The 13,682-nt window shown below is 66.7% G+C and carries 15 protein-coding genes; 3 read left to right on the top strand and 12 right to left on the bottom strand.

What is annotated here, in order from left to right:
* Positions 1 to 335 precede the first annotated feature (335 nt).
* The 12 genes from IPM60_03885 to iorA form a co-directional block, all read right to left on the bottom strand.
* Entirely contained in the window at positions 336 to 776 is a 441-nt protein-coding gene (locus tag IPM60_03885; GenBank protein ID MBK8907055.1) for a hemerythrin family protein, read from the bottom strand.
* On the bottom strand, positions 773 to 1,276 hold the full coding sequence (locus IPM60_03880) for a hypothetical protein (GenBank protein ID MBK8907054.1): 504 nt from the start codon (positions 1,274 to 1,276) through the stop codon (positions 773 to 775). Before IPM60_03880 ends, IPM60_03885 begins: the two co-directional genes overlap by 4 nt.
* Complete coding sequence (locus IPM60_03875; protein MBK8907053.1) at positions 1,273 to 2,859, bottom strand: cytochrome b N-terminal domain-containing protein; 1,587 nt, start codon at positions 2,857 to 2,859, stop codon at positions 1,273 to 1,275. The genes IPM60_03880 and IPM60_03875 overlap by 4 nt, the downstream gene beginning before the upstream one ends.
* 39 nt (positions 2,860 to 2,898) lie before the next feature.
* Positions 2,899 to 3,624 carry an SCO family protein gene (locus IPM60_03870; GenBank protein ID MBK8907052.1) on the bottom strand — a complete coding sequence of 242 codons (726 nt, stop codon included), beginning with the start codon at positions 3,622 to 3,624 and terminating at the stop codon, positions 2,899 to 2,901.
* A 216-nt stretch (positions 3,625 to 3,840) separates the two neighbouring features.
* A complete protein-coding gene (locus IPM60_03865; GenBank protein MBK8907051.1) occupies positions 3,841 to 5,541 on the bottom strand; it encodes a cbb3-type cytochrome c oxidase subunit I in 1,701 nt (566 codons plus the stop codon).
* 17 nt (positions 5,542 to 5,558) lie between these two features.
* Positions 5,559 to 6,101: a cytochrome C oxidase subunit II gene (locus IPM60_03860; protein ID MBK8907050.1), complete on the bottom strand. Its 543-nt coding sequence runs from the start codon at positions 6,099 to 6,101 to the stop codon at positions 5,559 to 5,561.
* Between the two features lie 16 nt (positions 6,102 to 6,117).
* Entirely contained in the window at positions 6,118 to 6,303 is a 186-nt protein-coding gene (locus tag IPM60_03855; protein ID MBK8907049.1) for a hypothetical protein, read from the bottom strand.
* A 154-nt stretch (positions 6,304 to 6,457) separates the two neighbouring features.
* Complete coding sequence (locus IPM60_03850; protein MBK8907048.1) at positions 6,458 to 6,640, bottom strand: hypothetical protein; 183 nt, start codon at positions 6,638 to 6,640, stop codon at positions 6,458 to 6,460.
* 20 nt (positions 6,641 to 6,660) lie between these two features.
* A complete protein-coding gene (locus IPM60_03845) occupies positions 6,661 to 7,542 on the bottom strand; it encodes a 2-oxoacid:ferredoxin oxidoreductase subunit beta (protein ID MBK8907047.1) in 882 nt (293 codons plus the stop codon).
* The gene (locus IPM60_03840; protein ID MBK8907046.1) at positions 7,535 to 8,695 is read right to left on the bottom strand and encodes a 2-oxoacid:acceptor oxidoreductase subunit alpha; all 1,161 of its coding nucleotides are present in this window, start codon (positions 8,693 to 8,695) and stop codon (positions 7,535 to 7,537) included. The genes IPM60_03845 and IPM60_03840 overlap by 8 nt, the downstream gene beginning before the upstream one ends.
* Complete coding sequence (locus IPM60_03835) at positions 8,696 to 9,589, bottom strand: 2-oxoacid:acceptor oxidoreductase family protein (protein ID MBK8907045.1); 894 nt, start codon at positions 9,587 to 9,589, stop codon at positions 8,696 to 8,698.
* 23 nt (positions 9,590 to 9,612) lie between these two features.
* A complete protein-coding gene (gene iorA, locus IPM60_03830) occupies positions 9,613 to 11,517 on the bottom strand; it encodes an indolepyruvate ferredoxin oxidoreductase subunit alpha (protein MBK8907044.1) in 1,905 nt (634 codons plus the stop codon).
* 149 nt (positions 11,518 to 11,666) lie between these two features.
* On the opposite strand from iorA, the gene IPM60_03825 reads away from it, so the two are divergent.
* The 3 genes from IPM60_03825 to IPM60_03815 all read left to right on the top strand — a co-directional run bounded on the left by IPM60_03825 (position 11,667) and on the right by IPM60_03815 (position 13,645).
* Positions 11,667 to 12,134 carry a hemerythrin family protein gene (locus IPM60_03825; GenBank protein MBK8907043.1) on the top strand — a complete coding sequence of 156 codons (468 nt, stop codon included), beginning with the start codon at positions 11,667 to 11,669 and terminating at the stop codon, positions 12,132 to 12,134.
* A gap of 67 nt (positions 12,135 to 12,201) precedes the next feature.
* On the top strand, positions 12,202 to 13,263 hold the full coding sequence (locus IPM60_03820) for a hypothetical protein (GenBank protein ID MBK8907042.1): 1,062 nt from the start codon (positions 12,202 to 12,204) through the stop codon (positions 13,261 to 13,263).
* 40 nt (positions 13,264 to 13,303) lie between these two features.
* Positions 13,304 to 13,645 carry a hypothetical protein gene (locus tag IPM60_03815; protein ID MBK8907041.1) on the top strand — a complete coding sequence of 114 codons (342 nt, stop codon included), beginning with the start codon at positions 13,304 to 13,306 and terminating at the stop codon, positions 13,643 to 13,645.
* The last annotated feature ends 37 nt before the right edge of the window (positions 13,646 to 13,682 follow it).

The raw sequence follows: 13,682 nt of genomic DNA, 5'->3' as shown, positions 1-13,682 counted from the left end.
ATGCGCCTCCACGACGTGCGAGGGCGCAGGGCGCGGCGCGCGCTCGTGGGAATTCTCCAGGACGAGCGCCTTGCGCCATGTCGTCGCCGTGCTGGAGAGGCGGGGGTCAGGGGACCGCAGGCGTCGCCGAAGGGATTGCGCCACGGCTTCGGGGTCCGGACCGTCAGCTCAGGCGTGTCGCTCAGCATGATGCAGAAACGGCCGGGCCATGCCCAGTTCTCGACAACGGCCATCCATGCCGACGGCGTGGGGGCCGAGGAGCAGGGGATCATGCCGAGGATGGGGAGTTCTCGGGAGTTTGTGTATCGCGCGCAAGCAGGAGCGGGTAAGGCGCGTCAGATCCCCAATTTGTGGTGGAGGCGGGCGTCGCGGGTTTTGGAGTGGATCAGAAACCAATCGACCAGGCGTTGGGCGAGGTCCTGTTTGCGGTTGGCGTAGGTGCCGTCTTCGACCGCGTCCATGATGTCGCGGATGTCGTCGAGCAGATGCTCGTGGTCGCCCTTGTGGTCGGCATAGTGGTCGTAGCCGTGGGCGCGCATCACCGTTTCTTCCAGGGCGAAGTGGGCGGAGATGCCGGTGTTGACATCGGCGATGATGTCGAGGATCTCGTCCCGGTCGCCGCCGGACTCGAGCTTGGCGATGATGGCGTTGAGCCGGTCGATCAACTCCCGGTGCTCGTAGTCGATCGACGCCACTCCGACCGAGAACTCGTCTCGCCATTCCAATCTCGGAAGCGTGCTGCCGGTGTTGTCGTCCGTCACTGCCTGAAACCTCATTCTATCCTGAATCCGCCGTGGCCGCCGTCGAAGTCGATCGCCAGGCTCTGGCCGGCAGTCAAGGTCACCTCTTTCTCGGTGATGTAGTCGTAGCCCTCCTGCCGGTCGGTGTCCCGCAGCTTGGCGACGATCATATGCCGGCCTGGCGGCAGGACGAAGCGCTCGTAGGCACGGGACGGGCCGTCGTTGGAGAGGCCTGTGGGCTCCACGGTGTCGATGTAGATCGTCTCGCCGTCGGCTTCCAACTCGACCGTCACCGGCAGCCGCTCGCGGCCGCAGACCGTGGCCTTGCGCATGTTGGGCGGCAGCTTCTCCAACTCCTCCGGCGTCAGCCGCCGGCACTCGTCCTTTTTCTGGGCGGCGTGCGCCACGCTGAGCTTGACCAGCGCAAGATCAGGCGGAACGCGCGTGTAGGCGGGCCAGTTCGCGAAGACGCCGATGAAGGCGGCGATCAGCGCGTAGACGACCGCTTGGCCGAGGATCCTCGGGATCATGCTCATTCCGCCGCGGGCTCCCTCACCTCAGGCCGGGTCGGGGCGGCGCGTTCGTTCGCCGGCGGTTCGTGGCTCTCCATATCCTGCAACCGTGCCTGGAAATCCTCGATGGTGCGCTGAAGACGCGGCCAGTCGGTTGGGGCTGCCCAGACGCGGGCCATGCGTTCGCGCGGAACCCGCTCGCGGAGCCGTGGGTCGCGCTTGCCGTCGATGCGCTCATCGGTCCACTGGGTGCCGAGGCGATAATTGCACTCGCCTTCGCGGCAACCGGTAATGACGATGCCGTCGGCAAGGTGGCGGCTGAGGACATAGTCGATGAAGGACGGCGGCAGCATGCCGGTGCAGGGCAGGCTGACGGCCCCGACCGAAGCACTCTTCAGCTTGTCGATGTGAAAGCCGTGGTCGCAGCCGATCACCATCACCCGTGCGGGGCCCGACAGCTTCGACGCGGCCGCGTGAACGCGCTCCCGCACTTCCGCCAGAGGCTGCCAGCCGAGATCGATGCCGGGGATCAACGCGCTCGCCCGGCGGAACGGCGTCGAGGTCGGGCACGATCCGGTGCAGATGCCGCACGAGACGCAAAGTGTGGGGAGGACCACTGCTTCCTGCTCAAACGGCTTGCCGTCCGTGCGCGGCCCCATGGTGATGGCGTTGAACGGGCAGTCGACCGCGCAGCGGGTGCAGCCGTTGCAGTAGTCCAGATTGACGTGTGCGATGGCCCGCTCACGGCGTGGCGGCAGCCACGGCATGGCGAACAGCACGAAAGTGCCGGCCACCGACAGCAGCCACACCGGACCGGCCCCGAGCACATCGATCAGGGGATAGATGGGGAGATAGAACCAGTCGAGATTGACCGGGGACGGAACCTCGGAAAGATTGGCCGGTCCCTGGCTGGTCGCCGGCAAGACGAGCGAGAGGACCGTCAGCGAGGCCAAGGTGCCGATGCCGAGGCCGAGGGGCGGGTTCATGCGCGGCTTCGACACCCGTTGCATGTGAAACCACATGACGAACAGCATCATCAGCGGCACCGCGATATGCATGAACAGCATGAGCGTAAAGAACCGGTCGTCCAGGTGGGTCGGCGCCAGGAAGTTGCGGGCGATCGGCTCGCCGAAGATCGGCAGGTAGTCGAGCCACTCGGTTGTCGCCTCGGCCACGTACTGGGCGAGCTTGTCCCACACCAGCCAATAGCCGGAGATGCCGGCGATGAACGTCATCGAAATGATCGGCACGCCGATGAGCCACGAGAACCAGCGGGCGCCCCGGTAGCGGTCGAAGGCGAACTCGCGGACCATGTGGATGAGAATGATCAGAATCAGTCCGTCTGACGCGTAGCGGTGCAGGCTGCGCATGACGCCCGCCAGGTACCACTGGTCGCGGGTCATGTACTCCACCGACAGGAACGCCTCGGTCAGGCCGGTGTCGAAGAAAATGTAGATGTAGAGGCCGCTGACCGCGACAATCCAGAAGAAATAGAAGCCGAGGGCTCCCAACGAATAGAACGGGTTCCACTCGGTCCCGAAGACACGGTCGAGCAGCCCCTCGATCCACATGAAGGCGTAGCGCAGCGGGGTCCGGATGGCGTTCAAGGCGGCTGATCTCGAAATCGATGTTCAGGCTAGGCGCAATCACGCGCGGTGAAGTTGTCGGCTGCGGATCCAGCCACGCACCGCGCCGCGCACCAGGATGACGGCGATCGCGCCGAGGCTCAAGACGCCACCGCCGATCATCGCGAAGATGGAATAGTCGAAGCGGTATTTGCCGCTGGTGGGATCGTAGATGGTGCAGACGAGACGCACCTGGTTGACGAGGCCGGACCATGAGGTGAGGGTGCTCTGCCGCCCGAAAACGAGCGCCTTCAGAGGCTCCACAAGCTGTTGCGGCTCGAAGCCGGCGCCGTAGACGTGACGGAACACGCGACCTTCGGCATCGAGGATGGTGGTCTGCGACATGTGATCGAAGCCTTGCGGCGCCGCGTAGAACAGGAAACCCAGGTCCTCGGCGAGCCGGTCGATGGCATCGCCGTCGCCGCTCAGGAATTGCCAGGTGTCGCTGTCGAGGCCGTTGCGGCGGGCGAACGCCAGCATGCGGTCGGGGGTGTCGTGACGGGCGTCAAAGCCGACGGTGACGACGCGGAAGCTGTCGGCGCCCAACGCATCCTCGGCAATCACCACCGCGTCCGCCAACGCGCTTGAGGTGACGGGGCAGACATCGGCGCAACTCGTGTAGACCAGGCTGACGATGAGCGGCCGGCCGCGGTAGTCGCTGAGGCGCACCCGCTGGTTCAGGGCGGTGACGAACTCCTGGTCGCGCACGGTGCGGCCGATCGCCGCCTGACTGAACGCGGAGCGCATCGGCGTCGTCGATCGCCGGCGCGGCGCGGGCCACGCCGACGATCATGCCCAGCAGCATCAGGCTGACAACCAGTGTCCGTGCGGCGGCCTTCAACACCAGTCGCTCCTTATGAAGACGGCGCCGACCACGCCGTCTCTCCACGCCGTCCCTCCCGATCGCCACGTCGGCTCCGCTCTCCCCGCGATGACGAAGGGCGGAGCTGCATCGTGACGTCCTCAACCCATCGGCCACACTTCCGAGAGGAACTTCCAGTTGATGTAGTAATACAGGACGAAGGCGGTGAAGAAGATCGCCACCAGCACCAATGTGCCGGGCACCTGGAGTGTGTGCGCGCTGCCGTAGCTCGACACCGCGGCGACCTGGCGTCCCTGGAAGACGACCGGGTTTGTCCGCATCTCGACCTCGCCGCGCTTCTTGCCGAACAGGATCGAGCCCACGACGACGACGATGTACATGATGCCGCCAGCGGACGCGATCACGGCGAAGATGCCGTTGAGCGCCAGCATGGCGAACGCCGCGGGCGGGTAGTCGAAAGCAACGGGAGCATCCGAGAACGTTATGTCCCAGTGCCGCCGGGACACACCGAGGGTGCCGGCGCCCATCATGAACAGCGAGATGCCCATGGCGCCGAGGCCGAACATGTAGGGCTGCCACTTCGCCCATGTGGGCAGGACCAACTCCCGCCGCCAGACCAGCGGGATCAGCAGATAGGTCAACGCCATGAACGCGAGCGTGGTGCCGGTGACCACCGTGGCGTGGAAATGGCCGGTGACGTAAAGGGTGTTGTGCATCAGTAGGTTGAGCTGCTCGGTGCCAAGGACGACGCCCGAGATGCCGCCGAGGAAGCCGAACATGACGATCGACATGACCATGCCGGAGAACGCCGGATTGCCCCACGGCGCGCGGCGCAGCCAGCCAAAGATGCCCTCGGTGACGCCATTGTGCCGTTGCGCCGCCTCGATGGCGCCGGGGACGCTGAGGCCGTGGATCATGCTGCCGAGCACCGCCAGATAGATCGCGTAGCTGGTGTTGAACACCTTGAACTCGGAGCTGAGACCCGGCTCCACCAGCAAATGGTGGGCGGCGGCGAGTTGCAGGAAGAAAATGTAAAGGAGAAACGCGCCGCGGCTCACCTTCTCGGACAGCGGCTTGGCGCCGAGCACGATCGCGGCGATGGCATACCATACGGCGACATGGGCGGCGACGTTGACCTGCTGCGACGAGTGCCCGAGGCCCCACCACACCGTCTTGTACATCAGGGTGTCGATGTGGCTGATGTAGCCGATCGACCACAGCCACGTCGGCACCAGAATGATGGCGCCGGATGCGATGGTGTAGACGGCGATGATCGCGGCCGTCAGGGCGCCGAAGGTGACGAGCGGGATGGAGCCCTGGTAGGTGCGCTCCTGGCGGGCAATGACGAGGGTTCCGAAGAACACGAAGACGGCGACAAGCGCACCGACGGCAAAGATGATCAGCCCCAGGTAGAAGTGGGGCGCCGCCATCATCGGCACGTAGGAGGTGAACATCACGCTCGACCCGCCCTGCAGGACCGCCACGTTGGCCATCAGCGCCCCGACCAGCATCAGGACGAAGGCCGCCCAGGCGATCCTAGGGGTCGCCAGCCGGCAGTTCAGCAGCACGGCCGACGCGAAGTAAAGGAGCGCGACCTCGAAGAACAGAATCCAGAACAGGAGAACGTCGGCGCCGTGCGCAGTGAGCGCCAGGTAGAAAGTCTCGGGGCCCAGCAGATGCACGGCCTGCCAGCGGGTCAGCGCGACCAGAAGGCCGAACAGGCCGCCGATGGCGAGGAACACGACGGCCACGACGGCGTTCGCCTTGATCAGCGTCTCCGCCGGCCCGTGCACCTTGAGGCCCGTCTCGGGGCAGGTACGAAACGACTCGGTCGATGCCATTGCCATGGCTGCTTTCCCTATTCCTCAACCACGTAGATCTTGCCCACCATCTGGTGGTGACCGATGCCGCAGTACTCGTTGCAGACGACCCCGAATTCGCCGGCTTCGTCGGGCGTGATGGTGATGACCATCTCGTACTCGGGGTGGACCTGGATATTGATGTTGGTCGGCTGCAGCGAGAAGCCGTGCAGCCAATCCAGCGACGACAGATGCAGGCGGTAGGACTGGCCCTTCTGCAACTCGAGGATCGGGTACCACTCCCAGAGGCGCCCCAGCATGTAGGCGTCGCCGCCGGCCGCCGGGCGCACCACCGGAATGCCTGTGTCGCCTTCTTCGCGCACCGTGTTCTCCGCCACGAAGGCATCGACACGCTCGGCGTATTGGTCGGGGATGACGCGGTAGGCCTCGTTGGAGAGGTTCTGCGTGCCGTAGATGTGCCAGTACACCATGGTGGCGAACATGATCAGGCCCCACAGGAACGCGATGCTGATCCAGATCAGCTCGATCTTGTGAAGCGGCTCCTTCCACCACAGGCGGACTTCCGGTGAAGTTATCGCCATCCCGGATACTCCCCTGTCAGCGCGCGATCGGGATCTGGACGATGTCCATGATCCCCCAGATCAGGTACACGACCGCCGGCACCGCGACCCCGATGAACAGCAGGAGAAAGTGGTTGTCGAGCAGGCTCTGCATGGCGGGGGTTCGTTCCGAATCCTCATCATGCTTGCCGGCATGGGTCGCTTCACGCTTGTCGTCGGCCATCGCTTCAGTTCCCTCGCTGTCGTGCTTGCTGCTGCCCATGAGGCCGCCGCATCGGCGCGCGACCGGATGCGGCGGCTGCGGCGAAATTCGTTCTTATTGTGAAAAACTTTGGCGGGAGCAGAGCGGCGGGTCATTGACCTTGGTCAAGCAGCGCTCAGCTGCCGGCGACGCGACGCAGGATCGGGAAGGTTACCAGCGCCAGAACGAGGAGAATGGCGAAGAAAACCAGCGTCCGCTGCTCGAAGCGCGCGCCGCGGTAGCGCTCGATCAGGTCGAGCAGCCGGTCCGCGATCAGATACAGAACGACGCCGGCTGCGATGAAGTAGAGGGTCGCCATGCCTTGCCTTGGGGCAGGCTCTAGCGGCTCGCACCCGCAGCGGCCGTGGCGGCGCGGTAGGCGTCGCCGTATTCCGGGCGGTCGGTGCGGGCGAGGATGCCGGTCTTCATGGCGTTGGGACGGAACGGCTGGTCGACGACGTTGCCGTAGAACTCCGGGCGCATCGCGCTCTTCTGGCGCAAGATCATCTCCGGCGACGAACCGAGGTCGTTCTTGCGCCCGAAGATCTCGGTGCAGTCGGAGATCACCTCCACGAACGAGAATCCGCGGTGGGCGATGGCGTCCCTGATCAGGTTCTTGAGCGCCGGCGTCTGCAGGGTCATGCCGCGCCCCACAAGGCCGGCGCCGGCGGCGGCGGCCAGGGCGCAGGCGTCGAACACCGGCTCGGTGTTGCCGGACGGGGTGGTGGTGGTCAGCCGATCGGCGCCGGTGGTCGGCGACACCTGGCCGCCGGTCATGCCGTAGATCTCGTTGTTCAGCATCAGGCAGGTCATGTCGAGGTTGCGGCGGCAGGCGTGGATCAGGTGATTGCCGCCGATCGCGAGACAGTCGCCGTCGCCGGTGATGACGACGACTTCCAGGTCCGGGCGGGCGAGGGCGAGCCCGGTGGCGAACGCCAGCGGCCGGCCGTGGGTGGTGTGGAAGGTGTTGGCGTCGATGTAGGCGCCGGTCCGCCCGGAACAGCCGATGCCGGTGACGACGGCGAGGCGGTCCTTGGCGATGCCGAGTTCGTGCACCGCCCACAGCAGCGCCCGGAGCGCGATGCCGTGGCCGCAGCCGGGGCACATGAAGTGCGGCAGCAGCTCGGTGCGCAGGTAGTCGCGGATGTCGAAGTCCGAGGGCGCTGTCGTTGCAGCGGCGCCGGCGCAGGGCTCCAAGGCGGTGTCGATGGCGTCATCCATGACGGGCCAACTCCTCGATGGCGGACAGGATTGCGTCGGGGTCTATGGGCTCGCCGTCGATGCGATTGATGCGGCCAATGCGGGTGCGGCGGCCGGACAGGCGTTCGACCTCAAGGCAAAGCTGGCCGGCGTTCATCTCGGGCACGAGGATCGCCCGCACACGATCATCGAGCTGGCGGAATTGCGCTTCCGGGAATGGCCACAGAGTGATCGGGCGAAACAGCCCGGCCCTGATACCCCGTTCCTGCGCCTGATCGACCGCGCGGCGGGCGGCGCGTGCGACGATGCCGACCGCGACCACCAGCACCTCTGCGTCTTCGCAGCCCGTGGTCTCGACCGAGTCGACGATGTCGCGATGGCGGTCGATCTTGCCGAGCAGGCGGGTCATGGCGGCGGTGACCTCGGCCGGCTTCTGGGTTGGAAAGCCGCTCGGGCCGTGGGTGAGGCCGGTGGTGTGACTGCGGTAGCCGTCACCGGGACGGGGCATCGCCGGCACGCCGTCCGCGCTCGCGGCGTAGGGCCGGAACGTCTCGGGCGGCTCGCTCGCCCAGGTGCGGTCGACGCGCTGCATGGGGTCGGCGCGGGCGATATCGACGGTCTCGACCAGGTGGGCGATGACTTCGTCCAAGAGCACGATCACCGGGGTGCGGAGCCGCTCCGACAGGTTGAAGGCGCGGATCGTCTGCCGATACGCCTCGGCGACAGAGGCCGGCGTCAGCACCACGATCGGGTGGTCGCCGTGGGTGCCCCAGCGGGCCTGCATGAGGTCGCCCTGGGAGGGCCGGGTCGGCATGCCGGTCGACGGACCGCCGCGCATCACGTTGATCACCACGCAGGGCGCCTCGACCATGGCGGCGTACCCCAGGTTCTCCTGCTTGAGCGAGAAGCCGGGACCGCTGGTCGCTGTCATCGCCTTGACGCCGCCCATGGAGGCCCCGATCACCGCGCCCATGGAGGCGATCTCGTCCTCCATCTGGATGAAGGCGCCGCCGACCTTGGGCAGTTCGACCGCCATGCGTTCGGCGACCTCGGACGACGGCGTGATCGGATAGCCGGCATAGAAGCGGCAGCCCGCCGCTATTGCCGCGACGGCGCAGGCGTGGTTGCCCTGCAGGTTCTGGCGCAGACCATTGGTTTGGGTACTTGCCGGCATCTACGTTACCGCGGCTGGTTCTTGTTCGCGGACGACGCGGATGGCGAAGTCCGGGCATAGCCATTCGCAGAGGCGGCAGGCGGTGCAGGCGGCGGGGACGGCGAGAACCGCGATCTGGGCGTCGTTCAAGGCGAGGCAGCGCTCCGGGCACATCTTTACGCAGATGTCGCAGCTCTTGCACCACGCCTCGGTGATCTCCAGGCGGTATGTGTCTTGCGACTCCGGCGCGACGACGGCGTGCACGACCGCTGCCTCCGCTGTGGGCCGGCGGTCGGCGGTCTCGACCCACTCTCGGCCGGCGAGGAAGGCGCTGCGGTTGGTCTCCACGGTCCTGGCGGGCACCGACTGCGAAAGCACCTCCAGCCAACCGTCGACGGAGAAGGGGAGGGCGGTCGACAGCGCGCCCAGCAGCACGGCGTTGGCGGCGCGGGCGTTGCCGAGGCCGGCCGCCATGTCGGTCGCGTCAAGCGCGAAGCCGTTGCCGACCTGGTCGACGATCTCCGCCGGCGTCTCGGGGCGATAGGCGGAGCGGGCGCCGCGCGAGCGGTTGCGGAACGAGATCGGCGGCACGATCTGTTGCGTGTCGGCGACGAAGGTGCCGCCGTCGCGCCGGAGGTGGTTGAGCCAGCGCAGCCCTTCCGCCCATTCCAGCGCGACCAGGATGTCGACCTCGCCCTTGGGGATCACCGGGGACCACACCTGCGGCCCAAAACGGACGTGGCTGAACACCCCGCCGCCCCGCTTGGCCATGCCGTGCACTTCGCTCTGCTTTACCTGCAGGCCGTGGCGTTGGCAGAGCTGCGCCAGCACCTTGGACACCATGATCACGCCCTGACCGCCGACGCCGACGATCAGCACGTTGGTGGGCGGGGTCGTGTCGGCGCGTGCGTCCATGGATGGCTTTCCGCGTCGGGCCGTTATTGGACTGTCGGCTGGATGCAGTCGGACGGGCAGATCTGGGCGCACAAGGTGCAGCCGATGCACGTGTCCTTGTTGATCCTGACCTTGTGGTGGCCGTCATACATTTCGTCGGTCCACAGCAGCGACGGGCAGCCGAGATTCATGCACATCTGGCAGGCGGTGCAGCCGTCGGCGCGCACCGCCAAGGCCGGTCCCTTGATCTTGACGGGATCGAGCACGCATGGCCGGTCGGCGATGACCACGGCGGGACCACGATAGGCGGCGGCCTCGCGCAGCGCCTGGTAGGCGCCGGCGACATCGTAGGCGTCGACCTTCTTCACCCACTTGACGCCGCAGGCCCGCGCCATCTGCTCGAAGTCGACGCGGTGCGCCACATCGCCCCGCAACGTCCGCCCGGTACCGGGGTGCTGCTGCCCGCCGGTCATCGCGGTGATGTGGTTGTCGAGGATGACGACGGTAATGTTGGCGTCGTTGTATACCGCGTCGATCAACGGCGGAATCCCGGCGTGGAGGAATGTGGAATCGCCGATGGTGGCGAGGATCGGGCGCGTCTCGCCGCCGGCCTTGGCCATGCCGCCCGCCTTTGCCATACCCACAGCGTTGGCGATGGACGAGCCCATGGAGACGCAGGTGTCGACGGAGCGGAGCGGCTCGATCGCCGCGAGCGTGTAGCAGCCGATGTCGCCGGCGACCCGCCCGTTCATCGCCCGGAGGGCCATGTAGCTGGTGGTGTGCGGACAGCCGGAGCACAGCACCGGCGGCCGCGCCGGCGGCGTCACCGCCCATGGCTCGGCCTCCGGTCGCGGCTGCAATATACCCGCCTTTTCGAACCCGGCCCGCACCAGTTCCGGCGACAGCTCGCCGGTCCGCGCGAACAGCGACTTGCCCTCGACCGTGAAGCCGGCCGCCTTGATCTCGGTCTCGATCACCGGCTCCAGCTCCTCGATCACGAACACTCGCTCGTGGGCGCTGCAGAAGTCGCCGATCACGTCCATCGGCAACGGATATGAGACGGAGAGTTTGAGGACGCTCGCCTGCGGCAGCACCTCCTTGACGTAGCTGTAGGGGGTGCCAGCGGTTATGATGCCGATCGAAGCACCGCCGTCGTCGCGGCGGACGAACGGCTCCGCGGCGAAGTGCGCGGCAAGGTCGGCTTCGCGCTGGATCATCTGCGGATGGCGGACGCGGGCGTTGGTGGGGATCATCACGTTCTTGTTGGGGTTCTCGACGAAGCCTCGCGACTCGATCGCGCGGCGAGCACCGGTGGCGACCAGGCTGCGGGTGTGCGACAGCCGCGTCGTGGAGCGGACGATCACCGAGGTGTCGAACTGCTCCGAGATGTCGAAGGCGAGGCGGGTCAGCTCCAGCGCTTCCTGGGCGTCGGCCGGCTCCAGGCACGGCACCTTGGCGAGGCGCGCGAACAGCCGGGTGTCCTGTTCGTTCTGCGATGAGTGGATGCCGGGATCGTCGCAAACGACGATGACAAGGCCGCCGTTGACGCCGATGTAGCTCTGGGACATCAGCGCGTCCGAGGCGACGTTGAGGCCGACGTGCTTCATGGCGGCCAGCGCGCGCACGCCGGCGAAAGAGGCGCCGATGGCGACGTCGAGGGCGACCTTCTCATTGGTCGACCACTGGGCGTGGAGGTCCTGGGCGGGGTAGGTGCTCAGCGTCTCCAGGATCTCGGTCGACGGCGTGCCCGGATAGGCGGCGGCGACGCGCACCCCGGCCTCCCAGGCGCCCTGAGCGATGGCCTCGTTGCCGGTCAACGGCCGCACCGACGGCGTGTTCCAAGCCGCGTCATCAATGGTGTTCAGATGCGTTTCCAAGGCGTTTCCATCCCTCAATGCCGGCGCAGCGTTGTCGCCATCGTTCGGCTCGTTGATGCTTCGGGCGCGCATCCTAGCAGAACAATCGGCATCCGTTCATCGAAAACCGGATCCGCGGCTCTGCGCCGCGAATTTGCGCCCTTGGCGATCCCGCATTCGGCCTTTGCAAAATACCCCATTTGTAGTACGTTCTTCGCATCAGGGCGGCAGGGAGGCGTGACATGCTTCGCGACCGAGGCCAAGTGGTCCGCCAGGCGGCCCACCCCGTCGAGCCCGCGGCGTTCGACCGCACCAGGAGCAGGCACACCATCCGCAGCGATTTGGCCCTGATCGCCGATGAGCATGCCGTCCTGTCGTGGCAATGCCGGATCCTGCTCGAGGCCGTGGAAAACGGCCGACCGCTAGGGACGCTCAGGCGCTATATCCAGGGCCTGCTGGACGCCGCCCGCAATCACTTCCGCAGCGAAGAGCGGGTGATGCGCGCGACCCGATTTGCCGATGCGGATGACCATGGCGCCGACCACGAGCGCTTGCTGCGCGATGCCGCCGGAGTACTGCGCCGGGTCGATGTAGATCCCCTGGCTGTCGACTGGACGCGTGTCTGCGACGACCTCGGCCGGCAGTTGTCGGAGCACCAATCGCGGCAGGATCGCGAACTCGAGGGCCATATCAGACGGCTTCGCGCGTAGGTCGATCGCCACCGGACGAGCCGTGCTGTGACTGTGCGCACAGACACGGCGTCGTGATTGCGCCATAATGATGGGCATGAAAACGGTGCTCAGGTTCGCGTTACATGTTGGCGTGTTGGCCGTGTGGCTGATGCTTACGGTGGTTCCGGCGCGGGCGGAACCGCCGTCCGAGTACGACATTCTGCGAGATCTCGGCCTCACCCTTGGCGACCGCAGTGCGATCCGCGAAGGGGAGGTGCGCACTGTCGATTTGCCGCGGCTTCGCGACGACGAACTGGCGGTCGCCGTCGTCGCCTTCCTGCCGGCGCGGCTGTCGACCATGGCTGAAGCGGTCGTCGAATTGGACGATCCAGGGAGGCGGACGAACGGCACGCTGGTGTCGGTAAATGTGCCGATCGACAGCACGGACTGGCAGGGGGTTGCGCTTACGCCGCCCGAGGCCGAGGAAGCCGCGCGGCTGTTGCAGTCTGCACCCGACTCCGCGTTCAATCTGTCGGTGGACGAGATCGCGCGCTTGAGCGCGGCTGCCGGCTACGGTGAGACCGCCCAAGGCCGAGAGCGCGGCCGAGAGAGCGTGTCCGAAGCTTGGCGCGCCATTCTGATGGATCGGCTCCGCGCGTACGCGAACGAGGGCCTCTCCGGCGTCGCGCCGTACGCGGGCGGCAGCGGCGTCAGGTCGCCGGCGACGGCGCTGCGCGACGCATTCGATCAGATCAAGCCGGTTCTTGCGGGGTACTTCCCGGCCTTCGTGAAAGCGGTGGAGGGTTTCCCCGAAGCGGTTCCCGGCATCGATCATCGTTTTTTCTGGAAGAAGGAAATGGTGGACGGGCGCTCGGCGTTTAGTCTTCGGCACGACGTGGTCGACTGCGGACCGGCCTCGTGCCTCATCGGGCGACGCGTGTTCTTTGTGAGCCACACCTATGACGGCATGCAGGACATCGTCCTGCTGCTGCCGGTTCGGGAGGGCACGATGATGTTTCGCTTCATGCGCACCTATACCCAACGCGTCGCCGGTCCCTTCAACGGTTTCGAAAGACGGGTGGGCCAGACGATGATGAGCAAGTCGTTGATCGAGGATGTCGAGGACTTGCGGGCACGGCGGGTTCAGCCGGTCGCGGCCGCCCGTTGACCCGCCGGCGGCGCCGGCGCTGGGTATGGGGCCAGGGTACATGAGCGTCCGCGCCATCCTGCCGACGGCCGATCCCGCGTCCGGCTTCTGGGCGGCCAGCCGCGACAACGGTCTTGATGCGCACCTTGCATGGGCGGCGGCTAGTTGGGCGTTGGCCAGGGTATTCCGGCTCAAGCCCGCAGAGGTTCGCTTCTACCTCGACAGCGACGCTGGCCGGCTGCTGGCCGAGGACCTGATGTTCATCGACGGCGACCCTACGTCGGCGGACGCCATCGAGGCGCTGATCTGGGCGCGGCTGGATCATCTCGGGTGGCGACGCTGGTATGCGGCGGCCATCGCCCAGGTTCGCGGCGGCACCGGCGGCGCCGCCGCCGGGGCGTGACAGCGGGCGGGGCTGGCCGCCGGGAGGAATCGAGCTT

This window comes from Rhodospirillales bacterium (genome assembly GCA_016710335.1).
Taxonomy (GTDB): Bacteria; Pseudomonadota; Alphaproteobacteria; order Rhodospirillales; family Defluviicoccaceae; genus JADJXQ01.
The sequence above is the reverse complement of the archived record's forward strand: the minus strand, read 5'-3'. Positions and strand labels throughout refer to the sequence as shown.